This is a genomic window from Streptomyces sp. NPDC051567, assembly GCF_044454165.1.
GTDB lineage: Bacteria > Actinomycetota > Actinomycetes > Streptomycetales > Streptomycetaceae > Streptomyces.
In genome coordinates this window covers 370724-397058 of the sequence record NZ_JBITDK010000003.1, presented here as the reverse complement: position 1 = coordinate 397058, position 26335 = coordinate 370724, and the positions used below count along the sequence as shown (strand labels likewise).

Below are 26335 nucleotides of genomic sequence, written 5' to 3'. Positions count from 1 at the left end.
GTGCGCCGGTCGCTGCCATCGTGCCACGTGGGGTCACGGAACGGACCGGCCGTCCCCCCGGATTCCGGGCAGCCCGTACCTTCAATTGTCACCCGGTTCCGGGGCAGACTGGTCGACCTGATCTCCACACAGGTCCGAGGGGCGATTTCCAGCCCTTCTGGCTGTGGGACAGCTCACCGCCAGGTAACGATTAGCTAATGGGATGATGTCAACCATGAAGGGACGAGTCCTTGTCGTCGACGACGACACCGCGCTGGCCGAGATGCTCGGCATTGTGCTGCGTGGAGAAGGTTTTGAGCCGTCGTTCGTAGCTGACGGTGACAAGGCACTTGCTGCCTTCCGGGAGGCCAAGCCCGATCTGGTGCTGCTGGACCTCATGCTGCCCGGACGGGACGGCATAGAGGTGTGCAGGCTGATCCGGGCCGAGTCCGGCGTGCCGATCGTCATGCTGACGGCGAAGAGCGACACGGTGGACGTGGTCGTCGGTCTGGAGTCCGGTGCCGACGACTACATGGTCAAGCCGTTCAAGCCGAAGGAGCTGGTGGCCCGTATCCGGGCCCGCCTGCGCCGGTCGGAGGAGCCCGCGCCCGAGCAGCTGGCCATCGGTGACCTCGTCATCGACGTGGCCGGGCACTCGGTCAAGCGGGACGGCGTCTCCATCGCCCTGACCCCGCTGGAGTTCGACCTGCTGGTCGCCCTCGCCCGCAAGCCCTGGCAGGTCTTCACCCGTGAGGTGCTGCTGGAGCAGGTCTGGGGCTACCGGCACGCGGCGGACACCCGGCTGGTCAACGTGCACGTGCAGCGACTGCGCTCCAAGGTGGAGCGGGACCCCGAGCGCCCCGAGATCGTCGTGACGGTCCGCGGTGTCGGCTACAAGGCCGGACCCAGCTGAGGTGCGGCCGGGCGGACCCGGGGGCGGTTCCCGCTGGGGGGCGCTGCGGGGCGGCCGGCTGCTCCAGGACGGGGCTCCCGGCGGCGCCGTGCTGCGGCTGTGCGTACGCCTCGTGCGCCGGCCGGTGCTTCCGGCCGTCCGGCTGTGGCGGCGCAACATCCAGCTCCGGGTGGTCGCCGCGACCCTGCTGATGTCGCTGGCCGTGGTGCTCGCGCTCGGCTTCGTCGTCATCGCGCAGGTCAACAGGGGTCTCCTCGAAGCCAAGGAGAAGGCCGCGCAGAGCCAGGCCGCGGGAGGGTTCGCGGTCGCACAGGAGAAGGCGAACGCCCCCGCCACCGTGGACGGGGCCGACCTCACCGACAACAAGGTCGGCCGGGACGCCAGCACCTGGATGAACTCGCTGGTCAAGCAGTTGGCCAGTGGTGGGCAGACCGCCTTCGAGGTGGCCGCGCTCGGTGCGGGCACCGGGGAGGAGCGGGCCGGTTCCGGGGCGCCGGGGGTCCGGGGCGCCCGCGCCTCCGGCAACGTGGACCCGACCGCGAGCGTCCCGCCGGCGCTGCGCCGGTCCGTCAACCAGACCACCGGCACCTACAAGACCTTCTCGGAGATCCGCTACGCCGCCGGGCCCGGACAGAAGGCGCCCGAGCCCGCCCTGGTCGTGGGCAAGCGGCTCACCGACATCAACGGGGACCCGTACGACCTGTACTACCTCTTCCCGCTGAGCCAGGAGGAGGAGTCCCTCAACCTGGTGAAGAGCACCATCGCCACCGCCGGGCTGTTCGTCGTGGCCCTGCTCAGCGCCATCGCCTGGCTCGTCGTCCGCCAGATCGTCACGCCCGTGCGGATGGCCGCCGGGGTCGCCGAGCGGCTCTCCGCCGGGCGGCTCCAGGAGCGGATGAAGGTCACCGGTGAGGACGACATCGCGCGCCTGGGCGAGGCGTTCAACAAGATGGCGCAGAGCCTCCAGCACAAGATCCAGCAGATGGAGGACCTGTCCCGGTTGCAGCGCCGGTTCGTCTCCGACGTCTCGCACGAGCTGCGGACCCCGCTGACGACCGTGCGGATGGCGGCCGACGTCATCCACGACGCCCGGGCCGACTTCGACCCGGTGACCGCGCGCTCCGCCGAACTCCTCGCCGGGCAGCTCGACCGGTTCGAGTCCCTCCTCGCCGACCTCCTGGAGATCAGCCGTTTCGACGCGGGCGCCGCCGCGCTGGAGGCGGAACCCGTCGACCTGCGGGACGTCGTGCGCCGGGTCATCGACGGGGCCGAGCCGCTCGCCGAGCACAAGGGGACCCGTATCCGGGTCCTCGGCGACACCCAGCCCGTCATAGCCGAGGCCGACTCCCGGCGCGTGGAGCGGGTGCTGCGCAACCTCCTCGTCAACGCCGTGGAGCACGGCGAGGGACGGGACGTGGTGGTGCGGCTCGCCTCGGCGGGCGGGGCCGTCGCGGTCGCCGTCCGCGACTACGGGGTCGGCCTCAAGCCCGGCGAGGCCACCCGGGTCTTCAACCGCTTCTGGCGCGCCGACCCCGCGCGGGCCCGCACGACCGGCGGGACGGGCCTGGGCCTGTCGATCGCCGTCGAGGACGCCCGGCTGCACGGCGGCTGGCTCCAGGCGTGGGGCGAGCCCGGCGGCGGTTCGCAGTTCCGCCTGACGCTGCCGCGCACCGCCGACGAACCGCTGCGCGGCTCCCCGATCCCGCTGGAGCCCGAGGACTCCCGGGCCAACCGGGCCAGGGCCGCCGCCGTCAGGGCGGACACCCCGGCGCCCCGGCAGCCCGCGGACGCGGCGGAGCGCTCCCCGATACCGCCGCGCTCGGCGGTCGCCGGAGCCCTGCCCGTACTGGCCGACCCGACGGCCCTGCCGGGCAGCGGGGCCCGGGTCGTGGCCAGGGCCGCCGAGTACGCCGCACAGGAGGACCGAGCCGATGGACGCTGAGCCCAGGAGTGCCGAGCCCAGGAGCACGGGGCCGCGCGCGCCCCGGCCGCGGACGGCGTGGGCCTCCCGGGCGGGGATCTTCCGGGCGCGGGCCGCGTGGGCCGCTCGGGCGGGCGCCCTCGGCGGGGCCGGGCTGCTGCTGGCGGGCTGCGCCTCCATGCCCGACCGCGGCGAGATCCGCCAGGTGCAGGCGTCGCAGGGCGTCGACTCCCAGGTGCGGGTCTTCAGCGTGCCGCCCTCCGACAAGGCCAGCCCGGCCGAGATCGTCGACGGCTTCCTGGAGGCCATGACCAGCGACGACCCGCAGCTCGCGACGGCCCGCAAGTACCTCACCGAGGAGGCCGCGAAGAACTGGAAGCCCGGTTCGGCCGTCACGGTGCTCGCCGCCGGGCTCGACCGGACCCCGCTGCAGACCGAGAAGGACCCGGCGGGCCCCCGCTACAAGGTGACCGGCAAGAAGCTCGCGACGATGGACGAGCGCAGCGCGTACCAGCCGGAGACCGGCGGCGGGCGCTACGAGGAGCACCTCCAGCTGGTCAAGGTGGACAACAAGCACTGGCGGATCTCGACCCCGCCCAGCAACCTCGTGCTCAGCGAGTCCGACTTCCAGCGCATCTACATGCCGGTCAACAAGTACTACTTCGCGGGGACCACGCTCGTCGCCGATCCGGTGTACGTGCGTCAGCGCAGCGACCCCGACTCGCGGATGGACCCGACCACGCAGGCCGTGCAGTCGCTGCTGTCCGGTCCCTCCAGCTGGCTCGGGCCGGTCGTCACCTCCAGCTTCCCGGCCGGGACGGAGCTGCGCAAGGGCACCAAGTCCCTCTCGTACGACGGTCAGAACACGCTGCGGGTGCCGCTCGACGAGAAGGTCGGCAACGTCCCGCAGCCGCAGTGCCAGAAGATGGCGACCCAACTCCTGTACACCGTCAGGGACCTGACGGGCGCCCGGCTGGAGCGGGTCGAGCTGCTGCGCGAGGACGTCAAGTCCTCCTCGCTGTGCACGGTGACCGAGGCGTCGGCGGCCGTGACCGCCAACCGGGTGCGCAGCCCCGAGCACCAGTACTACGTGGACAAGGACCACCGGCTCGTCCGGATGAAGCTCGACGTCGGCAGCGAGGACCAGCAGTACCGGCCCGAACCGGTGCCGGGGCCGCTGAGCACCGGCCCGGGGTTCAAGGTCGGCGAGGCGGCCGTGTCGTACGACGAGCGGCGCGCCGCCGTGGTCTCCGAGGACCGGCGCGGGCTCCACCTGGTGCCGCTGGCGGCGGCCGGGGCGATGCCGCAGCCGGTGCTGACCGTCAAGGGGAGCGAGTCCAACGGGCTGACCGCGCCGAGCTGGGACGCGGCGGGCGACCTGTGGATCGCGGACCAGGACCCGCAGAACCCGGTGCTGTGGCGGGTGCCCGCCGGTACCGGGACGCCCGGGCGGGTGGACGTCACCGGGCTCGGGGGCGGGCGGATCACCGCGCTGAAGGTCTCGCCCGACGGGGTGCGGATCGCGCTGCTGGTCAAGCGGGGCGAAGGCCGCAGGAACCTGTACATCGGGCGGGTGGACCGGCCGGAGAACAAGGCGGGCGCCACGACGGTGTCGGTGCGCGAGCTGCGGGCGGCGGCTCCGCGGATGACGGACGTGACGGCGATGAGCTGGGCGCCGCGGGGCCGGCTGCTGGTGGTGGGCCGGGAGAGCGGCGAGGTCGTGCAGGCCCGCTACATGCTGGCGGACGGCTCGATGGTCGCGGCGAGCCTGCCCGGGGCGACCGAACTGAGCGCGGTCGCGGTGTCCGAGGACGAGAAGAAGCCGGTGATCGCGCACTCGGAGGGCGACGGGATCGTGTGGCTGCCGCCGGGGGCGCAGTGGCGCACGGTGGCGCCGGGCGGCCGGGCCCCGGTCTACCCGGGCTGAGCCCGCCGCCCTGGGGGCCGGGCGCGCTGGGCCCCCAGGGCGGTGCGGGCGGTACGGGGCCGCGCCGGCGGGTTGTCCACAGGGGTCGCGGGGGCGGCGCCGGCCGGGGAGAGTGGGGCCATGCGGGGGTGGTGGCGGGAGCTCGCCGGGCTGGTCCTGCCGGTCGACTGCGCCGGCTGCGGGGCGGTCGGGGTACTGCTGTGCGCGGGCTGCGGGTCGGCGCTGAGCGGGGCCGGGGCGGGGCGGGTCCGGCCTTCGGCATGGCCCGAGGGGCTCCCGGTGGTGCACGCCGCGGCCCGGTACGAGGAGGCCGTACGGGCCGTCGTGCTGGCCCACAAGGAGCGCGGGGCACTCCCGCTCGCCGGGGTGCTCGGCGCGGCCCTGGCGGCGGCGGTCCGGGCAGGGGGGAGCGGGGTGGGGCGGGCGGGGGAGGAGGTGGCCCTGGTCCCGGTGCCCTCGGCGCGGTGGCGGGTCCGGGCGCGCGGGCACGATCCGGCGCGCCGGATCGCCCTGGCGGGCGCGGCGCGGCTGCGGCGGGCCGGTGTCCCCGCGCGCGTGGCGCCCGTACTGCGGCTGCGGCGGGCGGTGGCGGACCAGGTGGGGCTGGGGGCGCGGGAGCGCCGGGAGAACCTCTCCGGGGCGCTGGGGGTGTGCCGGGACGGGGCGCGGCTGACGGCCGGGGCCCGGATCGTGCTCGTGGACGACCTGATCACCACCGGAGCCACGCTGGCGGAGGCGGCCCGTGCGGTGCGCGCCGCAGGTCTGGTCCCCGGGGGCCGGGGGGTCGTGGAGCGGGCCGCGGTGGTGGCCGCACCGGCGGATTCCTTCGTCCGCCGGGGCCCGTCGCCGGGGTCCGGCGGGGAGCCGTGACGGAGCGGACGGGGTGACCGGGGCGACCGGGTCGGGAAAGTTCTGAAGAGATCTGGAACTGCCGGGGAAGGCGCATCGTTGCAGGTAGTAAGAGGGAACGGCCAAATGGACGGAGGTACGGTCCGGTAGCGGGTGCCGACAACCGGTTCGGAGAGCTATGTTCGGTTGTGAGGAACTGGCGAACCCTGGCCCCACGCATCGGATCGCATGTTTCGGAAATCTTCGTGTCAGGAGGCTGTCTCCCGACTCCGAAGTCGGTGGGGTGTAGATCTTGCCGATGGGGGAGGAGGAGGTGAAAGTCGCCAAGTCCGAGGCTCCGGTGTTCACCGGAGTCTGGTGCGAAAGGGAGACGCTCCGCTCCATGTGGCGGAGCCATCCGGGAACGGAGTTCTGCGTGGACATCGTCGTCAAGGGCCGTAAGACCGAGGTGCCCGACCGGTTCCGCAAGCACGTGGCGGAGAAGCTGAATCCGGAGCGGATTCAGAAGCTCGACGCCAAGGTGATCAGCTTGGACGTCGAGGTGTCCAAGGAACACAACCCGCGCCAGGCCGACCGTTCCGACCGCGTGGAGATCACCCTGCGTTCGCGGGGACCGGTGATCCGTGCCGAGGCCGCCGCCGCAGACCCGTACGCGGCGCTGGACCTGGCCCAGGACAAGCTGGAGGCCCGGCTGCGCAAGCAGCACGACAAGCGTTACACCCGCCGTGGCAGCGGCCGGCTCTCGGCGGCCGAGGTCGCCGACGTCGTCCCGGACGCGGCGTACCTGAACGGGAACGGCGAGCCGGTCCCCGAGGAGAAGGCGGACGCGATCCCGACCGTCCGGATCGGGTCGCTGGAAGTGCAGGGCGAAGGCCCGCTCATCGTCCGCGAGAAGACCCACTCGGCCGCACCCATGTCGCTCGATCAGGCTCTGTACGAGATGGAGCTGGTCGGCCACGACTTCTACCTGTTCGTCGACTCCGACAGCAAGATGCCCAGCGTCGTCTACCGGCGGCACGCCTACGACTACGGCATCATCCACCTGAACCCCGACGGTGCCTCCAGCTCGGACGAGCCGGGCTCGGGCGCCGGCGGCGCCCTCGGCGGCTGAGGCCCCCGCGCCACCGCCGCGGCCCGCTGTGACGGCCCGCGGCGGTGGCGCGTATGCGCGTGTATGCGCCAGACGGCGGCCGAAGGCCACACGTCGGGCCGTGCGGGCATGGAATCATGTGCGGGCAGTCAACCGGCTTCCGAGTCCGCCGGGTTGGCCCAGCGGTTCAGCGGCTCAGCACACGCAGGGGGAGGAACGATGGCGGACAGCTTCGGGCCGGTTCGCGGTGACGGCGGTGCGGGCTGCCGTACGCAGGACCCTGTGGCGGAGCCCGCCGAGGCGGCTGCCGGGGAGCCCGCGAGGGAGCCCATCCGGGTCCTGGTCGTCGACGACCACGCGCTCTTCCGGCGGGGGCTGGAGATCGTCCTCGCCCAGGAGGAGGACATCCTGGTCGTCGGGGAGGCGGGGGACGGCGCGGAGGCCGTGGACAAGGCGGCGGACCTGCTGCCGGACATCGTGCTGATGGACGTCCGGATGCCCCGGCGCGGCGGGATCGAGGCGTGCACGTCCATCAAGGAGGTGGCACCCTCCGCGAAGATCATCATGCTGACGATCAGCGACGAGGAGGCCGACCTCTACGACGCGATCAAGGCGGGCGCGACCGGGTACCTGCTGAAGGAGATCTCGACGGACGAGGTGGCCACGGCGATCCGGGCCGTGGCGGACGGGCAGTCGCAGATCAGCCCGTCGATGGCGTCGAAGCTGCTGACCGAGTTCAAGTCGATGATCCAGCGGACCGACGAACGGCGGCTGGTGCCGGCGCCCAGGCTGACCGACCGGGAGCTGGAGGTCCTGAAGCTGGTGGCCACCGGGATGAACAACCGGGACATCGCCAAGGAGCTGTTCATCTCCGAGAACACGGTGAAGAACCACGTCCGCAACATCCTGGAGAAGCTTCAGCTGCACTCCAGGATGGAGGCCGTGGTCTACGCGATGCGCGAGAAGATCCTCGAAATCCGCTGACGGCGGGCGGGCGGGTGCGCGGGCAGGCGGGCGGGAGCGGCCGGTCGTGGGCCGCACCCGTCGCTGCCAGCCCGCCCCGCCTGATTGTCTGCCTGCCCCGCCCGGGCAGGCGGGGCGGGGCGCTACGGGTGGAGCGCGGCGAGTTCGGCCGTGACGGCTCCGGCCTCCCGTGGGGTCGACGCGCGGTCGACGCGGACCTCCTCGCACCCCACCCACCGCGCGGCCTCCCACAGGGCCTCGGCCATGGCGGGGGCGGCCCCGGGCGTCTCCAGCGAGAGCTGGCGGGCCACCAGGGTGGTCCCCTCACGGGCCGGGTCCACCCGGCCCCGGAGCCGGCCTCCCGCCAGCAGCGGCATCGCGAAGTACCCGTGTATCCGCCGGGGCCTGGGGACGTACGCCTCCAGGCGGTGGGTGAAGCCGAAGACGCGTTCCGTGCGCGGGCGGTCCCAGACCAGGGAGTCGAACGGGGAGAGCAGCGTGGTGCGGTGGCGGCCCCGGGGAGCGGTCGCGAGGGCCGCCGGGTCCGCCCACGCGGGCTTGGCCCAGCCCTCGACCGTGACGGGGACCAGGCCCGAGTCGCCGATCACCGCGTCGACCTCGTCGGCCTTGAGGCGGTGGTAGTCCGCGAGGTCGGCGCGGGTGCCCACGCCCAGGCTCCGGCCCGCCAGGGCGACCAGGCGGCGCAGGCACTCGGCGTCCGTCGGGTCGTCGTGGAGCAGCGCCTGCGGGACGGCCCGCTCCGGGAGGTCGTAGACGCGCTTCCAGCCGCGCCGCTCGGTGCAGACCACCTCGCCGATGTCGAGCAGCCACTCCACCGCGATCTTGGTCTCGGACCACTCGAACCACTCGCCGCCGTTCTTGGCGCCGCCCAGTTCGGTCGAGGTCAGCGGGCCCTCGGCGGCGAGGCGCTCCAGGACCGCCTTCGTGGAGCGGTCCTTGTCCTGGAGGACGTGCCAGCGGTGGCCGCGGGCCCGCCGGGCCCGGCGGCGGAAGGCGAAATGCGGCCATTCCTCGATGGGCAGGACGCAGGCCGCGTGGGACCAGTACTCGAAGGCGCCGGCCCGTCGCGGGGGCGCGGCGTCGGAGCCGGTGGACCAGTAGGCCCGCTCCACGGCGGCCCGGCCCACCGCGCCGAGGCGGGCGTACGCGATCAGCTCGTGGGAGCGGGCCAGGACCGAGATGGTGTCGAGCTGGACGGCGCCCAGGTGACGCAGGACACCGCGGACCCCGCCGCGGCGGTCGGGGGCCCCGAGGAGGCCCTGCGCGCGCAGGGCGATCCGGCGGGCCTCGTCGGCGGAGAGGGAAAGGGTCGGCGGCGGCAGGCTGTTCATGGGCGGCAGCCTAGGACCCGCCACCGACATTCCCGGCCGCGTCGGCGGGGAGGTAGGGCAGGGGGAGGGGGAGGCCCAGGTCGGAGCAGAGCAGGGAGCCGCTCCAGCAGTCCCGCAGGGTGCCCCCGGCCGGCAGGTTCGCCCGCTCGACGCCCTCGACGGTGAAACCGGCCCGCTCGGCGACGGCGCGGGAGGCCGTGTTGCCGACCTCGGCGCGCCACTCCAGGCGGACCGAGCCGAGCCCGGTGAAGGCCCAGTGGGCCAGGGCCCGTACGGCCTCGGTCGTGTAGCCGCGGCCCCGGTGCTCCGGGGCGGTCCAGTAGCCGACCTCCCACGGGCCCTCGCCCCGGCGGTGCAGGTCGGCGGCCCCGGCCAGCGCGCCCGCCCCGCCGCCGGTGTCCGTACCCGTACCCGTCCTCGTTCCCGGGGCGAGCCGGACGGCGAAGGCGTAGGCGGTGTCGTCCCGCCAGCCGTCCGGGGCGATGCGGCCCACGAAGGACGCGGCGTGCTCGCGCGTGTACGGGGAGGGGACGGCCGTCCAGCGCTGGATACCGGGGTCCTGGACGGCCGCGTGGACCTCGTCCGCGTCGGCCGGGGCGAACGGGCGCAGGACGAGCCGGGCGGTGGTCAGTGTGAGGGGCTCCATGGACGGATTCTGGTACCGGCCGGGGGACGGTGCGTACACCTTTTCCCGCGGGGGCGCCGGTTTTCCCGAAGAGAACACGGGGAAGCGCGGCACCTCCGGGGTCCCCCGTACGTTCTCATTCAGGGCTCACGCGCCCTGCGGACACGGCGGACCTCCCGGCGCGGCCACGTCCTCGCTTACGATGGCCGTTGCGGTGGGGCCCACCTGCCGTGCCCGTGTACGTACAGTGCCCAGGCCCGACCGGCAAGGAGACAAACCTCGGTGTCCGTCTTCAACAAGCTCATGCGTGCAGGCGAAGGCAAGATCCTGCGCAAACTGCACCGCATCGCGGACCAGGTCAACTCCATCGAAGAGGACTTCGTCAACCTCTCCGACGCCGAGTTGCGCGCGCTCACGGACGAGTACAAGCAGCGTTTCCAGGACGGCGAGAGCCTGGACGATCTGCTTCCCGAAGCCTTCGCGACCACGCGCGAGGCCGCCAAGCGGGTCCTCGGCCAGCGGCACTACGACGTCCAGATCATGGGTGGCGCGGCCCTGCACCTCGGTTACGTGGCCGAGATGAAGACCGGTGAGGGCAAGACCCTCGTCGGCACGCTGCCCACCTACCTGAACGCGCTGTCCGGCAAGGGCGTCCACCTGATCACGGTGAACGACTACCTCGCCGAGCGCGACTCCGAGCTGATGGGCCGGGTGCACAAGTTCCTCGGCCTGGAGGTCGGCTGCATCCTGGCGAACATGTCGCCCGCGCAGCGCCGCGCGCAGTACAGCTGCGACATCACGTACGGGACGAACAACGAGTTCGGCTTCGACTACCTGCGCGACAACATGGCGTGGTCGCAGGACGAGCTGGTCCAGCGCGGCCACAACTTCGCCGTGGTCGACGAGGTCGACTCGATCCTCGTCGACGAGGCCCGCACCCCGCTGATCATCTCCGGCCCGGCCGACCAGGCCACCAAGTGGTACGCCGACTTCGCCAAGCTGGTCACCCGCCTGACCAAGGGCGAGCCCGGCCAGCCGCTCAAGGGCATCGAGGAGACCGGCGACTACGAGGTCGACGAGAAGAAGCGCACCGTCGGCATCCACGAGGCCGGTGTCGCCAAGGTCGAGGACTGGCTCGGCATCGAGAACCTCTACGAGTCGGTGAACACCCCGCTCGTCGGCTACCTGAACAACGCCATCAAGGCGAAGGAACTGTTCAAGAAGGACAAGGACTACGTCGTCATCGACGGCGAAGTCATGATCGTCGACGAGCACACCGGCCGTATCCTCGCCGGCCGCCGCTACAACGAGGGCATGCACCAGGCGATCGAGGCGAAGGAAGGGGTGGACATCAAGGACGAGAACCAGACCCTCGCCACGATCACCCTCCAGAACTTCTTCCGCCTCTACTCGAAGCTGTCGGGCATGACCGGTACGGCCATGACCGAGGCCGCCGAGTTCCACCAGATCTACAAGCTCGGTGTCGTCCCGATCCCGACCAACCGCGACATGGTCCGCATGGACCAGGCCGACCTGATCTACCGGACCGAGGTCGCCAAGTTCGCCGCCGTCGTGGACGACATCGCGGAGAAGCACGAGAAGGGCCAGCCGATCCTCGTCGGTACGACGTCGGTCGAGAAGTCCGAGTACCTCTCCCAGCAGCTCTCCAAGCGCGGCATCCCGCACGAGGTCCTCAACGCCAAGCAGCACGACCGTGAGGCGACGATCGTCGCCCAGGCCGGCCGCCGGGGCGCCGTCACGGTCGCGACGAACATGGCCGGCCGCGGTACCGACATCAAGCTCGGCGGCAACCCCGACGACCTCGCCGAGGCCGAGCTGCGCCAGCGCGGCCTGGACCCGGAGGAGCACATCGAGGAGTGGGCGCACGCCCTGCCCGAGGCGCTCACCAGGGCCGAGGCGGCGGTGAAGGCCGAGTTCGAGGAGGTCAAGGACCTCGGCGGGCTGTACGTGCTGGGCACCGAGCGCCACGAGTCGCGGCGCATCGACAACCAGCTCCGTGGCCGCAGCGGCCGTCAGGGCGACCCGGGCGAGTCCCGTTTCTACCTGTCGCTGGGCGACGACCTGATGCGTCTGTTCAAGGCGCAGATGGTCGAGCGCGTCATGGCGATGGCGAACGTCCCGGACGACGTCCCGATCGAGAACAAGATGGTGACGCGCGCCATCGCGTCGGCACAGTCGCAGGTCGAGACCCAGAACTTCGAGACGCGCAAGAACGTCCTGAAGTACGACGAGGTCCTCAACAACCAGCGTGAGGTCATCTACCGCGAGCGCCGCCGCGTCCTGCAGGGCGAGGACCTCCAGGACCAGGTCCGCCACATGATGGACGACACGATCGACGCGTACATCGCGGCCGAGACGGTCGAGGGCTTCGCCGAGGAGTGGGACCTGGAGCGCCTGTGGGGCGCCTTCAAGCAGCTCTACCCGGTGAAGGCCACCATCGAGGAGCTGGAGGAGGCGGCGGGCGACCGCGCCGGGATCACCGCCGAGTTCATCGCGGAGTCCGTCAAGGACGACATCCACGAGCAGTACGCGGAGCGCGAGAAGAGCCTCGGCTCCGAGATCATGCGCGAGCTGGAGCGGCGCGTGGTCCTCTCGGTGCTGGACCGCAAGTGGCGTGAGCACCTCTACGAGATGGACTACCTCCAGGAGGGCATCGGCCTGCGCGCGATGGCCCAGAAGGACCCCCTGGTCGAGTACCAGCGCGAGGGCTTCGACATGTTCAACGCCATGCAGGACGGCATCAAGGAGGAGTCCGTCGGCTACCTGTTCAACCTGGAGGTCCAGGTCGAGCAGCAGGTCGAGGAGGTCCTGGTGCAGGACGCGGGGCCGTCCCTGACGAAGGAGCCGTCGCGCCCGGAGATCCGTGCGAAGGGTCTGGAGGCGCCGCAGCGCCCGGACCGGCTGCACTTCTCCGCGCCGACGGTCGACGGTGAGGGCGGGATCGTCGAGGGCGACTTCGACAACGACACGGGTCTCGACGGGGACGGCATGACGCGTGCCGAGCGCCGCAAGGCCCAGAAGGCGTCCGGCGGACGCCGCCGCAAGAAGTAGGCCCGGCGAGGGCCCGGAAGGGCCGTCCCGCGAGGGGCGGCCCCGCCGGGCCCTGCCGGGCACGTTCCACCGGCCGGGGCCGGACACCGTGGGCGGGACGCTCCCGTACGCGGTGTCCGGCCCCGGCGGCCGTTCGACGCCCCGGCCGGGCGGGCCGCCGCTGTCGCCGCCGCTGTCGCCGGGGCGGCGCCGCGTCGGTCCACCGGGCCCCGCGGAGGGGCGGCTGGGGGTGGCCGGCCGGGCGGTTATTCGAAGACGACGCCCGGCTGCTCGCCCTCGGCCAGGATCAGGTTCAGGCCGCCCCCGTACACCTTCCACTGCACGGTGGCGCTGTCCCCGGCGTGGAACGGGGTGGTCCCGGGCAGGAAGCCGGTGATCACTTCGTTGGCGACCTGCCAGGTGCCGTCGCACGCCGGGACGGCGGCTGCCGGGCTGCCGGGGTCGGGAATGGGGGCGTCCCACTTGTCGATGGTGGTGCGCACGTAGTGCGCGTGCCCCTCGCTCTGGAGCGCGGCGTGGAGCTCGATGGCCCGCACGCCGGAGCCGGGCGCGCAGCGGTAGGCGACGTGGAAGGTGTTCGGGTCGGCGGTGGCGGACAGCACCTTCACCTCGGGTGTCTGCGCCACCGTGGCGGAAGCGGGCAGTGCCGTACCCGCCAGCACGACGCCGGTCACGGCGAGGGTCGTCAGGGTCTGTCGTATCGCGGTCTGTCGTATCGCTGTCATGGCCGGGACACTAATGCAGCTCACCCGAATCTCCTTCCTCTTTTCATCTCTCCCGTACCAGAGGCCAGTTGGTCCTTTCGTGGGATGCGGAGGGGGTTCAGGGGCGGGGGCCGTGGAGTTCGACCGCCGCGCAGCGCCAGCGCAGGTCCGGGCCCTGTTCGAGGCGGAAGGCCATGGCCGTGACGCGGTCGCCGGTGGTGATGCGGGCGAACGCCTCGATCACCCCCGGGCCCGGGGTGAAGCGCCCGCACCGGTGGACGGCCGGGCGCGGGCGCTCGCGTCCGGGGTCCGCCCGGCCCGGAGCGCGGGGCGGCGGGGCGGTGGAGGTCAGGGTGACCAGCTGCTGGTAGGCCGGGCCGACGGTGTGGCCCAGGAGCGAGTGGACGGGCCGGTGGCCGGTGACCACCGCCAGCAGCCGTTCGGCGAACCAGTGGTGCGGGCCGGGCCGGACCGCCCGCGCCACGGCCGCCGGGCGGTACCGGGGGCCGGGCTGGGGGCCGCGGGGGCCCGCCGCCGGGCGCCGGGGGTCGCGCCGTCCGGCGGGACGGCTCCGGGCCGGGGAGCCGGGCCGGGAGCGGTTCGCCTCGCCGCCGGTCGCGCTGCGCGTCGTGGTGTCCATCGCGAGTTCCCCCGTACGGGCCGGGCCCGGGGTGGTACTACCGGGCGGTAACGTGGTTGGGGATCTTCTACGGCCGCCGCTCCCGCCCCGCAACCGGCCCCGGGGCGCGGCCCCGGTGGCGGACCGTTTCACCTATCCGGGTGCGCGGCGGGCCACGGCGGGGCCCGGCCCGCACGGGTCCGCGTACGGGGGTGGACGGCGGCCGGACCGGGGCCGTCGGCCCGAAGGGGGACGGGCGGTCCGGCCGTCCGGGGCGGCGCGGACCGCTGCTCCCCGCCCAGGTGACGGCGGCCGGGGAGGCCGGGGCGCGGGCGGGGGGAGGTCGTATCCTGAGGGCGTCTCCGACTACCGAAAGCAGCCGGCCATGCGCGTGTACGTCCCCCTGACCCTCCCCGGGCTCGCCGCGGCGCACCAGGCGGGCGAGCTGGGCCCCGCCCCGCTGCGTGCGTACGCCGTCACCCCCGGGCTCCGCGAGTGGTACGTCTCGGAGGACCTGGAGGAGCTGGAGTACGCGGCCCTGGGCCGGGCCGCCGCCGCCTCGCTGCGGCTCCTCGCCGAGGACCCGGACGCGCCCCGCAGGCGGGTCGTCGTCGCCGTGGACGTCGCCGACCGGGCCGCCACCGCCGTCCCCGCGCTCGACGAGGCCACGCTCGGCCAGGTCGCCCTGGCCGACGCCGTGCGGCTCGCCGTGGCCGCCGCCGTCCACCTCGACGCCGACGACGCCGAGGCCGACGTGGCCGCCGCCGCGCGGGCCCTGCCGGCCGCCGACGGCGGTGACGAGGGGGCCGGGCGCACCGTCGACGCCGCCGAGGACCACGAGCTGCTGTGGTTCGGCGTCCAGGAGATCCCGGGCCTGCTGAAATGACCGGCACGGCCACGGCCACCGCTCCCGCGGTCACCCACATAGTCTGGGACTGGAACGGGACGCTGCTGCACGACACCGACGCCGTCATCACCGCGACCAACGCCTCCTTCGCCGAGCTGGGCTTCCCGCCGATCACCCTGGCCACCTACCGCGAGCTGTACGTCGTCCCGGTGCCGAGGTTCTACGAGCGGATCATGGGGCGGCTGCCCACCGAGGAGGAGTGGCTCCTCATGGACGCCGTCTTCCACCGGCACTACGGGGCCGCCGCCGGGGACGCCGGGCTCGCCGAAGGGGCCCGGGAGCTGCTCCGGGGCTGGCAGCGGGCCGGGCGCACCCAGTCCCTGCTCTCCCTCGCGCCCCACGAGAACCTCGTCCCGCTCGTACGGGCCCACGGCATCGACGGGCACTTCCTGCGCGTCGACGGCCGCACCGGGCCCTCGCACACCACCAAGGCGGGGCACCTCGTGCGCCACCTGGCCGCCCTGGACGGGACGGGCGTGACGGCCGCCGGTACGGTGCTCATCGGGGACGCCGTGGACGACGCCCTGGCCGCCGCGCACGTCGGCGCCCGCGCCGTCCTCTACACCGGCGGTTCGCACAGCCGCAGCAGTCTGGAATCAGCCGGTGTGCCCGTCGTGGACAGCCTGGCGGAGGCCGTGCGGACGGCCCGCGAGCTGTCCGCGTAGCGTGCGGGCCGTGCGGGCTCGCGGGCCCGTGGGCTCGCGGTCTGCGGGGGCCGGACCGGGGGCGGGCCGGGACGGAGGGCTGCGGGGCTGAGGAGAGCGCTCTCGGACCGTCCGCGCGGTCACAGGAGCACCACTGGTGCACTCCAGGCACGGAAGTGCTCCCGCGTCGCTGTCCAGAGTGTCAAAGTTCCCCCCCTGGATTTGTACACATACAGCTCATGACGGGCCGGGGGTGCGGGGAGATAGCCTTGTACCCGTGATCAGCGCGATATCGACCGGGGGCACCGAAGCCCCCGCCCCGCGCCCGGCGCACGAACGTGCCCGGGCCCTCGCTGATCCCCGCCGCCGGGACCTCTCGCCGATCATGGCTGATTCCCTCCCGGTCGGCTCTCTCGACGACATAGCGTCGATCCCGAACGGACACCCCGCCTCGCGGCGCTATGTCATTCCTTCCTTCATCTACGTCACGCAATGGCGCGCGACAGGAGCCAGAGGACATGCAGACCAAGCTGGACGAAGCAAAGGCCGAGCTGCTCGCACGGGCGGCCCGGGTAGCTGAGAACAGCCCGGCCGGGGGGCTACTTCCGACTGGGTCCGACCGGGGAGACCGTCCTGACCAGGACGCGGTACTCGCCTACCTCCAGCGCTACTACCTGCACACCGCCCCCGAGGACCTCACGGACCGGGACCCGGTCGACGTGTTCGGTGCGGCGCTCTCGCACTACCGGCTCGCCGAGAACCGGCCGCAGGGCACCGCCAACGTGCGCGTGCACACCCCGACCGTCGAGGAGAACGGCTGGACCTCCAGCCACTCCGTCGTCGAGGTCGTCACCGACGACATGCCCTTCCTCGTGGACTCCGTCACCAACGAGCTGTCCCGGCAGGGCCGCGGCATCCACGTCGTGATCCACCCGCAGGTCGTCGTCCGCCGTGACCTCACCGGCAAGCTGATCGAGATCCTCGGCGCCGACTGCGCCCACCCGTCGCCCGACCGCCACCCCACGTCGAGTCCCTCCGGGACGCTGAACGTGCACGGCCCCCGCACCGCGCGCCCCCACGACTCCCTCGTGGAGTCCTGGATCCACGTCGAGATCGACCGCGAGACCGACCGCGCCGACCTCAAGCAGATCACCGGCGACCTGCTGCGCGTCCTGTCCGACGTCCGCGAGTCCGTCGAGGACTGGGAGAAGATGCGCGACGCCGCGCTGCGCGTCGCCGACGCGCTGCCGGGCGAGCCGACCGCGCCCGACCTGCGCGAGTACGAGCTCGAAGAGGCCCGTGAGCTGCTGCGCTGGCTCGCCGACGACCACTTCACCTTCCTCGGCTACCGCGAGTACGACCTCATGGACGGCGACTCCCTCAGCGCCGTGCCCGGCACCGGCCTCGGCATCCTGCGCTCCGACCCGCCGCACCACGACAAGGAGGACGGCCACCCGGTCTCGCCGTCCTTCAACCGGCTGCCGGCCGACGCCCGCGCCAAGGCCCGCGAGCACCGCCTGCTGGTGCTGACCAAGGCCAACAGCCGCTCCACCGTGCACCGGCCCTCCTACCTCGACTACATCGGCGTGAAGAAGTTCGACGCCGCCGGCAACGTCGTCGGCGAGCGCCGCTTCCTCGGCCTCTTCTCCTCCGCCGCGTACACCGAGTCCGTGCGCCGCGTCCCCGTCATCCGCCGCAAGGTGGTCGAGGTCCTGGACGGCGCGGGCTTCTCGCCCAACAGCCACGACGGCCGCGACCTGATCCAGATCCTGGAGACCTACCCGCGCGACGAGCTGTTCCAGACCCCGGTCGACCAGCTCCAGGCCATCGTCACCTCCGTCCTGTACCTCCAGGAACGCCGCCGGCTGCGGCTGTACCTGCGCCAGGACGAGTACGGGCGCTACTACTCGGCCCTGGTCTACCTGCCGCGCGACCGCTACACCACGGGCGTGCGGCTGCGGCTGATCGACATCCTGAAGGAGGAGCTCGACGGCATCAGCGTCGACTTCACCGCCTGGAACACCGAATCGATCCTCTCCCGCATCCACTTCGTCGTCCGCGTCCCGCAGGGCACCGAGCTGCCCGTCCTCACCGACGCCGACGTCGAGCGCATCGAGGGCCGTCTCGTCGACGCCGCCCGCTCCTGGGCCGACGGCTTCGCCGAGGCCCTGACCGCCGAACTCGGCGAGGAGCGCGCCGCCGAGCTGCTGCGCCGCTACGGCAGCTCCTTCCCCGAGGGGTACAAGGCCGACCACTCGCCGCGCGCCGCCGTCGCCGACCTCGGCCACCTGGAACGGCTCTCCTCCAGCGACCGCGCCTTCGCGCTCTCGCTGTACGAGCCGGTCGGCGCGGGCCCCGGCGAGCGCCGGTTCAAGATCTACCGCACCGGCGAGCAGGTCTCGCTCTCCGCCGTGCTCCCGGTCCTCCAGCGCCTGGGCGTCGAGGTCACCGACGAGCGACCCTACGAGCTGCGCCGCTCGGACCGGGTCAGCGCCTGGATCTACGACTTCGGTCTGCGGATGCCCGCCTCCCTCGTCGGCAACGGCGCCGACAGCTACCTCGGCGACGACGCCCGCGAGCGGTTCCAGGACGCCTTCGCCGCCGTCTGGCAGGGCGACGCGGAGAACGACAACTTCAACACGCTGGTCCTGAGCGCCGGGCTGACCTGGCGCCAGGCCGTGGTGCTGCGCGCCTACGCCAAGTACCTGCGCCAGGCCGGGTCCACCTTCAGCCAGGACTACATGGAGGACACCCTCCGCGACAACGTCCACACCACCCGGCTGCTGGTCTCCCTCTTCGAGGCCCGGATGTCCCCGGCCCGCCAGACCGCCGGCACCGAGCTGGTCGACGCCATGCTGGAGGAGCTGGACGGGGCCCTGGACCAGGTCGCCTCGCTCGACGAGGACCGCATCCTGCGCGCCTTCCTCACCCTCATCAAGGCCACCCTGCGCACCAGCTTCTTCCAGCTGGACGACGCGGGCGAGCAGCACGCGTACGTGGCGATGAAGTTCGACCCGCAGGCCATCCCGGACCTGCCCGCGCCGCGCCCCGCCTTCGAGATCTGGGTCTACTCCCCGCGCGTCGAGGGCGTCCACCTGCGCTTCGGCAAGGTCGCCCGCGGCGGCCTGCGCTGGTCGGACCGGCGCGAGGACTTCCGTACGGAGATCCTCGGCCTGGTCAAGGCGCAGATGGTCAAGAACACCGTCATCGTGCCGGTCGGTGCCAAGGGCGGCTTCGTCGCCAAGAACCTGCCCGACCCGTCGGTGGACCGCGACGCGTGGCTCGCCGAGGGCATCGCCTCGTACAAGATCTTCATCTCGGCGCTCCTCGACATCACCGACAACATGGTCGGCGGCGAGGTCGTGCCCCCCAAGGGCGTGGTCCGGCACGACGAGGACGACACCTATCTCGTCGTCGCCGCCGACAAGGGCACCGCGACCTTCTCCGACATCGCCAACGCGGTCGCCGAGTCCTACGGGTTCTGGCTGGGCGACGCCTTCGCCTCCGGCGGCTCGGCCGGCTACGACCACAAGGGCATGGGCATCACCGCCCGCGGCGCCTGGGTGTCCGTCGAGCGGCACTTCCGGGAACTCGGCCACGACACCCAGACCGAGGACTTCACCACGGTCGGCGTCGGCGACATGTCCGGCGACGTCTTCGGCAACGGCATGCTGCTCTCCGAGCACATCCGCCTGGTCGCCGCCTTCGACCACCGGCACATCTTCATCGACCCGAACCCGGACGCGGCCACCTCGTACGCCGAGCGCCGCCGCCTGTTCGAGCTGCCGCGCTCCTCGTGGGCCGACTACGACACCTCGCTGCTCTCCGCGGGCGGCGGAATCCACCCGCGCACCGCGAAGGCCATCCCGGTCAACGCGCACGTCCGCGCGGCCCTCGGGATCGAGGCGGGCGTCACCAAGATGACCCCGGCCGAGCTGATGCAGGCCGTCCTGCGGTCCCCGGTGGACCTGCTGTGGAACGGCGGCATCGGCACGTACGTCAAGGCGACGGCCGAGACCCACGCGGACGTCGGCGACAAGGCCAACGACGCCATCCGCGTCAACGGCTCCGAGGTCCGCGCCCAGGTCATCGGCGAGGGCGGCAACCTGGGCCTGACCCAGCTGGGCCGGATCGAGTTCGCCCGCAGCGGCGCGGGCGGCGACGGCGGGAAGATCAACACCGACGCCATCGACAACAGCGCGGGCGTGGACACCTCGGACCACGAGGTGAACATCAAGATCCTGCTGAACGCGGTCGTCGCGGACGGCGACATGACCGTCAAGCAGCGCAACAGGCTCCTCGCCGAGATGACCGACGAGGTCGGCCATCTGGTGCTGCGCAACAACTACGCGCAGAACACCGCCCTGGCCAACGGCGCCTCCCAGGCCCCCAGCCTGCTCCACGCCCAGCAGCGGTTCATGCGCCGCCTGGGCCGGGACGGGCTGCTGGACCGGGCCCTGGAGTTCCTGCCCAACGACCGGCAGATCCGCGAGCTGCTGAACGGCGGCAAGGGCCTGACCCAGCCGGAACTGGCCGTCCTGTTCGCCTACACCAAGATCACGGTGGCGGACGAGCTCATCCGGACCGGGCTGCCGGACGACCCGTACCTGCGCCGCCTGCTGTACGCGTACTTCCCCCGGGCCCTGCGCACGCAGTTCCCGGAGCAGATCGACGCGCACGCGCTGCGCCGCGAGATCATCACGACGCTCCTGGTCAACGACACCGTGAACACGGGCGGTTCGACCTTCCTGCACCGGCTGCGGGAGGAGACCGGGGCCGCGCTGGAGGAGATCGTCCGGGCGCAGCTCGCGGCCCGCGAGATCTTCGGCCTGGCCGAGGTGTGGGACGCCGTCGAGGCGCTCGACAACAAGGTCGCCGCCGACGTCCAGACCCGGCTGCGGCTGCACACGCGGCGGCTGGTCGAGCGCGGTACGCGCTGGCTGCTGAACAACCGGCCGCAGCCGCTCCAGATCACCGAGACCATCGCGTTCTTCTCGGGGCGGGTGGAGCGGGTCTGGTCCGAGCTGCCCAAGCTGGTGCGCGGCGCCGACCTGGAGTGGTACCGGTCGATCCTGGACGAGCTGACGGGCGAGGGCGTGCCGCAGGAGCTGGCGGCCAAGGTCGCCGGGTTCTCCTCGGCCTTCCCGGCGCTGGACATCGTCGCGATCGCGGACCGCACGGACACCGATCCGCTGGCCGTGGCCGAGGTGTACTACGACCTCGGTGACCGGCTGAAGATCACCCAGCTGATGGACCGGATCATCGACCTGCCGCGGGCCGACCGCTGGCAGTCCATGGCCCGCGCCTCCATCCGCGAGGACCTCTTCTCGGCGCAGGCGGCGCTGACCGCCGACGTGCTGGCGGTGGGCAACGGCGCCTCGACGCCCGAGGAGCGGTTCACGGCGTGGGAGGCCCGCAACACGGCGATCATCGGGCGGGCCCGGACGACCCTGGAGGAGATCCAGGGCTCGGACGACTTCGACCTGGCGAACCTCTCGGTGGCCATGCGGACGATGCGGTCGCTGCTGCGCGCGCAGAGCTGACCCGGCGTTCGCCGAGCGGTAAGGGGCGGTGCCCAGGACCTGAACGGTCCTGGGCACCGCCCCTTCCCGCTCCCGGGCCGCCACCACCTCACTCGGTGCCCGGTGCCTGGTGCCCGGCTCCGCGCCCCGGCGCGGGCCGCGGGCAGGGCCCCGTACCCGTACAGGCGCCGTCCCCGCCCGTTCTGAGGGTTTCCCACCCGTTCCCCCGTCCGGCCTTCGGGCGAGTGAGCCGAAGGGGCGCGCCTGGGCGGGGGTCCCCCCCGGACGGAGTCTGGGGGCGCGGTCGAGCGCGCGGAGGAAACCCGAGGTACGAGGGTTTCTGAGCACGTACGGCCTGGTGAGTCAGGCTGCGAGCGCCCCGGAGGAGAACCGAGCCCCACAAAAAGACTCGTACGCGTCGCAGACCTCGGCCGAGGGGCCGTCCATGCGGAGTTCGCCCGCTTCCAGCCAGATCGCCCGGTCGCAGGTTTCGCGGACCGTTCTGAGGGTGTGGCTGACGAGGAGGACGGTGCCGGCGTGGGCGCGGAGTTCCGCGATCCGGGCCTGGCTGCGGCGTTGGAAGGCGGCGTCGCCGGTGGCCAGGGCTTCGTCGATCATCAGGACGTCGTGGTCCTTGGCGGCGGCGATGGAGAAGCGGAGGCGGGCGCCCATGCCGGAGGAGTACGTCCGCATGGGAAGGGAGATGAAGTCGTCCCTCTCGTCGATGCCGGAGAAGTCCACGATGTCCTGGTAGCGCTCGTGGATCTGGCGCCGGGACATGCCCATGGCGAGGCCGCCGAGGATGACGTTGCGTTCGCCGGACAGGTCGTTCATCAGGGCGGCGTTCACTCCGAGGAGGGAGGGTTGTCCGTGGGAGTAGATCCGGCCCCGGGTCACCGGCTGGAGACCGGCGACGGCGGCCAGCAGGGTGGACTTGCCCGAGCCGTTGGAGCCGATGAGGCCGATCGCCTCGCCCTTGTACGCGGTGAAGCTGACGCCCTTGACGGCGTGCACCTCGCGGACGCCGGGGGCGGGGCCACGGGTGAAGAGCCGGCTGAGGGCGGCGGTCGCGCCGCCCTTGCGGCCGCCGGGGCCGTGGACGGTGTAGGTCACGTGGACCCCGTCGGCGATGACGGTCGGGACGCGGGTCCCGGGCCCGGTGGGGTGCGCCGTCGGCGCCGTCCGGGTGGGTGCCGTCCGGGTGGGTGCAGCGGTGTCAGCCACGGCCGTACTCCTCCTCTGCCTTCCAGAAGTAGATGAAGCCGCCGACTCCGGCGAGCAGGGCCCAGCCGATGGCGAGCGGCCAGACGTGGCGCGGGAGGGAACCCGCCGTGAAGCTGTCGATCAGGGCGAAGCGCATCAGGTCGATGTAGACGGCCGCGGGGTTGGTCTTGAGCAGCAGGGACACCCAGTGCGGCAGGTGGTCCGTCCTGAGCATCTGGTCGATGGACCACATGACGCCCGAGGAGTACATCCAGGTGCGCAGGACGAACGGCATCAGCTGGCTGACGTCCGGGCTCTTGCTGCCGATGCGTGCCATGACCATGGCGCAGCCCGCGCAGAAGACGGCCATCAGGAAGAGGGTCGGCACGGTCAGGAACCAGGACGGGGCCGGGGTCTGGCCGAAGGCGAGGAGCAGGACGACCAGGGCGGCCATGGTGACGAGCAGCTGCTGGAAGAGCTGGACGACGCCGGCGATGGGCAGGCTGGCGCGGGGGAAGTGCAGGGCGCGGACGAGGCCGAGGTTGCTGTGGACGGCGCGGGTGCCGGCGCTGACGGAGCTGCCGATGAAGTCCCAGACGAAGACGCCGGTGATCAGGAACGGCAGGTAGTCCGGCACGCCGTGGCTGGCGTGCATCACGATGCCGAAGATGAAGTAGTAGACGGCCGCGTTGAGCAGCGGGGTCACCAGGTGCCAGACCTGTCCGAGCCGGGCGTTGCTGTAGGTGGCGTGCATGCGGGCGGTCGCGTACGCGGCCACGAAGTGGCGGCGGCCCCAGAGCTGCGCGAGGTAGCGCGGGAGGGTGGGGCGGGCGCCGCTGAGGGTGAGGCCGTGGGTGGCCGCCAGCTCCGCGGGGGTCGCGGGGGCGGTCACGGGTGCGGGGGTCACGGGGGTCACGGAGGCCGCTTTCGACGGGGTCGGGGCGTCGCCGCGATACGGGGGCTCCGTCGCCGGTCACGAGGGGACGGGGCCGTATCGTCGCTACGGCGAGAGTAGGGCGAGGTGCGTCGGAACGCAACCGTATCGTCGTCACGTTGCAGGGTCGGCCCGCGCGGTTATGCTCGGGGGCATGACCACGGACCCCGCAGCCGCCGCCCGGATCGCCTCCGCCGCCCCTGACGTCCCCGCCCGCCGCGCCCCCGCCGGGGCCGCCGTCCTGCGCGAGGACGTGACGGAGGCGATCCGGGCGGCGGTGGTGGAGGAGCTGGCGGCCGTCGGCTTCTCGCGCATGTCGATCGAGGGCGTCGCCCGCCGGGCGGGGGTCGGGAAGACCGCCGTCTACCGGCGGTGGAAGTCCAAGCTCCACCTGGTGCTGGACCTGGTGGAACTCTTCGCCGCGGACGGCCTGCCGGTGCCGTCCACCGGATCGCTCTACGGGGACGTCCGGGCGCTGCTGGAGGTCATGTCACACGTGCTGCGCCACCCGGTGGCCTCCGCGGTCATCCCCGACCTGCTGGTGGAGGCCGCGCGCAACCCCGAGATCGCCGACGCCGTGCGGGGCGCGCTGCGGGGCGGCGAGCGGCGGATGGCCGAGGGCATCGTCTCGGAGGCGGTCGCCCGCGGCGAGCTGCCGGCCGCCACCGACCCGGGGCGCGCCCTGGACCTGGCCATCGGGCCGCTGTACTGGCGGCAGGTGGTGGTCCGGGGCGAGGTCCCGCGCGACTACCTGGACGAGCTGGCCCGCTCGGTGGTGGCCGGACTCACCGCCACCGGCTGACCGGCCGGCCCCGAGGCCTCGGGGCCCCGAGGCCCGGCGGCCCCGGGGCCGGCCGTGGGGCCCCCGCTCACTTGACCGCCCCGGCCATCACCCCCGTCGCGAACTGCCGCTGGAACGCGAAGAAGACGACGAGCGGCACCACCATCGACAGGAACGCGCCCGGCGCCAGCACGTCGATGTTGTTCCCGAACTGCCGCACCTGCTGCTGGAGCGCGACCGTGACCGGCGGATGCGCCGAATCCGCGAAGACGAGCGCCACCAGCATGTCGTTCCACACCCACAGGAACTGGAAGATGCCCAGCGAGGCGATGGCCGGACCGCCCAGCGGCAGCACCACCCGCGCGAACAGCCGCAGCTCGCCCGCCCCGTCGAGGCGGGCCGCCTCCAGCAGCTCGCGCGGGATCTGTGCGAAGAAGTTCCGCAGCAGGAACACGGCGAAGGGCAGCCCGAAGGCGGTGTGGAACAGCACCACCCCGGCCGTGGTCTCGAACAGCCCGACCGCGCCGAAGAGTTCGGAGACCGGGATCAGCGCCACCTGCACCGGGACGACCAGCAGCCCGACGACGACCAGGAAGAGCACGTCCCGGCCCGGGAACTCCAGCCAGGCGAAGGCGTACCCCGCGAACGAACCCAGCACCAGGACGAGCAGCGTCGCCGGGACCGCGATCAGCGCCGTGCTCAGCAGCGAACCGGTGATCGCGTCGTCGGCCAGCAGCCGCGCGTAGTTCCCGGCCGTCAGCCGTGACGGCGCCGTCAGCACCTGCCACCAGCCGCCGCTGTTCAGCGCGGTGGGCGAGAGGAAGGAGGAGACCAGCAGGCCGAGGGTGGGCAGCAGCCAGAACAGGCCCGCCAGGACCAGGAAGACCCGCACCGCCCCGCCCGCCGCCCGCGCGGCCAGCCTGGCGGTGACCGTGGAAGAGCTCATCGGGCCTCCCGGCGCATCCGGCGGATGTTGTAGAGCATGACCGGGACCACCAGCGCCAGCAGCAGCACCGCGATGGCACTGCCCAGCCCCGGATCGGCGTCGGTCCCGAAGGAGGTTCGGTACAGCTGGAGCGCGAGGACGTTCGCGTCGTCCTGCACCGCGCCCGGCGCGATCACGTAGACCAGGTCGAAGATCTTCATGACGTTGATGACGAGGGTGACGAGGACGACCGCCAGGACGGGGGCCAGCAGCGGCACCGTGATCCGGCGGAAGACCTGCCACTCGTTCGCCCCGTCCACCCGCGCCGCCTCCAGCAGCTCCCTCGGCACGGCCGCCAGCCCCGCCCCGATCAGCACCATCGCGAAACCGGCCCACATCCATACGTACGCCCCGATGATCGCCGGGGTCACCAGCGTCGGCCCCAGCCACTCCACCCCCGCGTACGGGGCCCGGAAGTTGGACCCTGGCAGCCGCAGCAGGGCCCCGTCGGCCTTCGCGGACAGGACGAAGGTGCCGTCCGCGCGGGTCGTCGCCGACTCGACCACCGCCCCGCCCCGGACCGCCTCGACCCGCATCCCCGCGAAGGCCGACTCGGTGGGGTCGATCGCGTTGGTCCGCCCGCCCCCGCCCCGGGTGAAGTCCTGCCAGACCGTCCCGGTGACCTCCCCGGGTCCGGCCGCCGCCGCCCCCGCCGTACGGGTGCCGCGCGGCAGCGCCTCCGGGGCCACACCGACCAGCGGCAGCAGCACCGCCGTGCCCGCCCGCACCGGGTCCCGGGTCACGAAGGCGCCGTCCGCGTCCGGGACCAGCGGCGAGTCACGGCCCGGCCGGGCCCCCGGGAAGGCCGAGGCGGACACGAAGGTGTCATGGACGCCGACCCAGACGGCATTGGCGACGCCCCGCCCCGGATCGTGGTCGTAGACGAGCCGGAAGATGATGCCCGCCGCCAGCATCGAGATCGCCATCGGCATGAACACCAGCAGCTTGAACGCCGTCCCCCAGCGCACCCGTTCGGTCAGCACCGCGAAGATCAGGCCGAGCGCGGTGGCCGTGACCGGGGCCAGCACCACCCACACCGCCGTGTTCCGCAGGGCGGTGCGGATCGTGTCGTCGCGCAGGATCTCGGCGTAGTTGTCCCCGCCCACGAAGGTGTCGCCGGAGCGGTCGAAGAGGCTGCGGTAGAGCGAGTAGCCGATCGGGTGCACGACGAGCGCCCCGAGCAGGACGAGGGCCGGCAGGAGGAAGGCCGCCGCGATCAGGCGCCGCCGCCTGGCCTCGGCGGAACGGGAACCCGGGCGCGCGCCGGAGCCCCGGACCGGGCGCGGGGCCCGGCCGGGCCCCGCCGGGGGCGTGGCCGGACCGGACGTGGCCGTGGTCGTCACCG

Annotated in this window: 19 protein-coding genes; 11 read left to right on the top strand and 8 right to left on the bottom strand. The window is 72.7% G+C overall.

Annotation, left to right across the window (positions count from 1 at the left end; genetic code table 11):
- Nucleotides 1-202 precede the first annotated feature (202 nt).
- The 6 genes from mtrA (at nucleotide 203) to ACIA5F_RS05945 (ending at nucleotide 7663) form a co-directional block, all read left to right on the top strand.
- A complete protein-coding gene (gene mtrA / locus ACIA5F_RS05970) occupies nucleotides 203-892 on the top strand; it encodes a two-component system response regulator MtrA (protein ID WP_399349552.1) in 690 nt (229 codons plus the stop codon).
- Between the two features lies 1 nt (nucleotide 893).
- Nucleotides 894-2834 (top strand): MtrAB system histidine kinase MtrB, encoded by a 1941-nt coding sequence (mtrB, locus tag ACIA5F_RS05965; RefSeq protein WP_399349550.1) that lies wholly within the window; start codon nucleotides 894-896, stop codon nucleotides 2832-2834.
- Nucleotides 2824-4740, top strand: coding sequence for an LpqB family beta-propeller domain-containing protein (locus ACIA5F_RS05960; protein ID WP_399349548.1), 1917 nt, complete (start codon nucleotides 2824-2826; stop codon nucleotides 4738-4740). The genes mtrB and ACIA5F_RS05960 overlap by 11 nt, the downstream gene beginning before the upstream one ends.
- A gap of 120 nt (nucleotides 4741-4860) precedes the next feature.
- Nucleotides 4861-5610 carry a ComF family protein gene (locus ACIA5F_RS05955; RefSeq protein WP_399349546.1) on the top strand — a complete coding sequence of 250 codons (750 nt, stop codon included), beginning with the start codon at nucleotides 4861-4863 and terminating at the stop codon, nucleotides 5608-5610.
- A 394-nt stretch (nucleotides 5611-6004) separates the two neighbouring features.
- The gene (gene hpf, locus ACIA5F_RS05950) at nucleotides 6005-6700 is read left to right on the top strand and encodes a ribosome hibernation-promoting factor, HPF/YfiA family (RefSeq protein ID WP_399349609.1); all 696 of its coding nucleotides are present in this window, start codon (nucleotides 6005-6007) and stop codon (nucleotides 6698-6700) included.
- A gap of 198 nt (nucleotides 6701-6898) precedes the next feature.
- Nucleotides 6899-7663: a response regulator gene (locus ACIA5F_RS05945; protein ID WP_399349544.1), complete on the top strand. Its 765-nt coding sequence runs from the start codon at nucleotides 6899-6901 to the stop codon at nucleotides 7661-7663.
- 122 nt (nucleotides 7664-7785) lie between these two features.
- Here ACIA5F_RS05945 and ACIA5F_RS05940 read toward each other — a convergent pair whose 3' ends face one another.
- Nucleotides 7786-9024 (bottom strand): winged helix-turn-helix domain-containing protein, encoded by a 1239-nt coding sequence (locus ACIA5F_RS05940; protein ID WP_399349542.1) that lies wholly within the window; start codon nucleotides 9022-9024, stop codon nucleotides 7786-7788.
- The gene (locus tag ACIA5F_RS05935) at nucleotides 9005-9640 is read right to left on the bottom strand and encodes a GNAT family N-acetyltransferase (RefSeq protein ID WP_399349540.1); all 636 of its coding nucleotides are present in this window, start codon (nucleotides 9638-9640) and stop codon (nucleotides 9005-9007) included. Before ACIA5F_RS05935 ends, ACIA5F_RS05940 begins: the two co-directional genes overlap by 20 nt.
- A 261-nt stretch (nucleotides 9641-9901) precedes the next feature.
- Between ACIA5F_RS05935 and secA the strand changes: the two genes are divergently transcribed.
- Entirely contained in the window at nucleotides 9902-12691 is a 2790-nt protein-coding gene (gene secA / locus ACIA5F_RS05930) for a preprotein translocase subunit SecA (RefSeq protein ID WP_399349538.1), read from the top strand.
- Nucleotides 12692-12936: 245 nt separating this feature from the next.
- Here secA and ACIA5F_RS05925 read toward each other — a convergent pair whose 3' ends face one another.
- Entirely contained in the window at nucleotides 12937-13416 is a 480-nt protein-coding gene (locus tag ACIA5F_RS05925; protein WP_399349536.1) for a hypothetical protein, read from the bottom strand.
- 97 nt (nucleotides 13417-13513) lie between these two features.
- The gene (locus ACIA5F_RS05920; protein WP_399349534.1) at nucleotides 13514-14035 is read right to left on the bottom strand and encodes an Rv3235 family protein; all 522 of its coding nucleotides are present in this window, start codon (nucleotides 14033-14035) and stop codon (nucleotides 13514-13516) included.
- 364 nt (nucleotides 14036-14399) lie between these two features.
- Here ACIA5F_RS05920 and ACIA5F_RS05915 point away from each other — a divergent pair, with 364 nt between their 5' ends.
- The 3 genes from ACIA5F_RS05915 to ACIA5F_RS05905 all read left to right on the top strand — a co-directional run bounded on the left by ACIA5F_RS05915 (nucleotide 14400) and on the right by ACIA5F_RS05905 (nucleotide 21108).
- Nucleotides 14400-14900 carry a DUF6912 family protein gene (locus tag ACIA5F_RS05915; RefSeq protein ID WP_399349532.1) on the top strand — a complete coding sequence of 167 codons (501 nt, stop codon included), beginning with the start codon at nucleotides 14400-14402 and terminating at the stop codon, nucleotides 14898-14900.
- Entirely contained in the window at nucleotides 14897-15586 is a 690-nt protein-coding gene (locus tag ACIA5F_RS05910) for an HAD family hydrolase (protein ID WP_399349530.1), read from the top strand. Before ACIA5F_RS05915 ends, ACIA5F_RS05910 begins: the two co-directional genes overlap by 4 nt.
- A gap of 497 nt (nucleotides 15587-16083) precedes the next feature.
- Entirely contained in the window at nucleotides 16084-21108 is a 5025-nt protein-coding gene (locus tag ACIA5F_RS05905; RefSeq protein ID WP_399349528.1) for an NAD-glutamate dehydrogenase, read from the top strand.
- 342 nt (nucleotides 21109-21450) lie between these two features.
- Here ACIA5F_RS05905 and ACIA5F_RS05900 read toward each other — a convergent pair whose 3' ends face one another.
- Nucleotides 21451-22218 carry an ABC transporter ATP-binding protein gene (locus tag ACIA5F_RS05900; RefSeq protein WP_399349607.1) on the bottom strand — a complete coding sequence of 256 codons (768 nt, stop codon included), beginning with the start codon at nucleotides 22216-22218 and terminating at the stop codon, nucleotides 21451-21453.
- A gap of 85 nt (nucleotides 22219-22303) precedes the next feature.
- Nucleotides 22304-23206 carry an ABC transporter permease gene (locus tag ACIA5F_RS05895; protein WP_399349526.1) on the bottom strand — a complete coding sequence of 301 codons (903 nt, stop codon included), beginning with the start codon at nucleotides 23204-23206 and terminating at the stop codon, nucleotides 22304-22306.
- Between the two features lie 172 nt (nucleotides 23207-23378).
- Between ACIA5F_RS05895 and ACIA5F_RS05890 the strand changes: the two genes are divergently transcribed.
- On the top strand, nucleotides 23379-24026 hold the full coding sequence (locus ACIA5F_RS05890) for a TetR/AcrR family transcriptional regulator (protein ID WP_399349524.1): 648 nt from the start codon (nucleotides 23379-23381) through the stop codon (nucleotides 24024-24026).
- A gap of 67 nt (nucleotides 24027-24093) precedes the next feature.
- Here the strand turns inward: ACIA5F_RS05890 and ACIA5F_RS05885 are convergent, their stop codons facing one another.
- Together ACIA5F_RS05885 and ACIA5F_RS05880 are read right to left on the bottom strand one after the other, a co-directional pair.
- The gene (locus ACIA5F_RS05885) at nucleotides 24094-24951 is read right to left on the bottom strand and encodes a carbohydrate ABC transporter permease (protein WP_399349522.1); all 858 of its coding nucleotides are present in this window, start codon (nucleotides 24949-24951) and stop codon (nucleotides 24094-24096) included.
- Nucleotides 24948-26333 carry a carbohydrate ABC transporter permease gene (locus tag ACIA5F_RS05880; RefSeq protein ID WP_399349519.1) on the bottom strand — a complete coding sequence of 462 codons (1386 nt, stop codon included), beginning with the start codon at nucleotides 26331-26333 and terminating at the stop codon, nucleotides 24948-24950. Before ACIA5F_RS05880 ends, ACIA5F_RS05885 begins: the two co-directional genes overlap by 4 nt.
- Between the last annotated feature and the right edge of the window lie 2 nt (nucleotides 26334-26335).

What these genes read in the sequence shown, in the direction of transcription:
- mtrA (WP_399349552.1), top strand. Translation starts at nt 203, where the DNA reads ATGATGTCAACCATGAAGGGACGAGTCCTTGTCGTCGACGACGACACC.
- ACIA5F_RS05960 (WP_399349548.1), top strand. Translation starts at nt 2,824, where the DNA reads ATGGACGCTGAGCCCAGGAGTGCCGAGCCCAGGAGCACGGGGCCGCGC.
- ACIA5F_RS05955 (WP_399349546.1), top strand. Translation starts at nt 4,861, where the DNA reads ATGCGGGGGTGGTGGCGGGAGCTCGCCGGGCTGGTCCTGCCGGTCGAC.
- ACIA5F_RS05945 (WP_399349544.1), top strand. Translation starts at nt 6,899, where the DNA reads ATGGCGGACAGCTTCGGGCCGGTTCGCGGTGACGGCGGTGCGGGCTGC.
- ACIA5F_RS05940 (WP_399349542.1), bottom strand. Translation starts at nt 9,024, where the DNA reads ATGTCGGTGGCGGGTCCTAGGCTGCCGCCCATGAACAGCCTGCCGCCG.
- ACIA5F_RS05935 (WP_399349540.1), bottom strand. Translation starts at nt 9,640, where the DNA reads ATGGAGCCCCTCACACTGACCACCGCCCGGCTCGTCCTGCGCCCGTTC.
- ACIA5F_RS05925 (WP_399349536.1), bottom strand. Translation starts at nt 13,416, where the DNA reads ATGACAGCGATACGACAGACCGCGATACGACAGACCCTGACGACCCTC.
- ACIA5F_RS05920 (WP_399349534.1), bottom strand. Translation starts at nt 14,035, where the DNA reads ATGGACACCACGACGCGCAGCGCGACCGGCGGCGAGGCGAACCGCTCC.
- ACIA5F_RS05915 (WP_399349532.1), top strand. Translation starts at nt 14,400, where the DNA reads ATGCGCGTGTACGTCCCCCTGACCCTCCCCGGGCTCGCCGCGGCGCAC.
- ACIA5F_RS05910 (WP_399349530.1), top strand. Translation starts at nt 14,897, where the DNA reads ATGACCGGCACGGCCACGGCCACCGCTCCCGCGGTCACCCACATAGTC.
- ACIA5F_RS05905 (WP_399349528.1), top strand. Translation starts at nt 16,084, where the DNA reads ATGCAGACCAAGCTGGACGAAGCAAAGGCCGAGCTGCTCGCACGGGCG.
- ACIA5F_RS05890 (WP_399349524.1), top strand. Translation starts at nt 23,379, where the DNA reads ATGACCACGGACCCCGCAGCCGCCGCCCGGATCGCCTCCGCCGCCCCT.
- ACIA5F_RS05885 (WP_399349522.1), bottom strand. Translation starts at nt 24,951, where the DNA reads ATGAGCTCTTCCACGGTCACCGCCAGGCTGGCCGCGCGGGCGGCGGGC.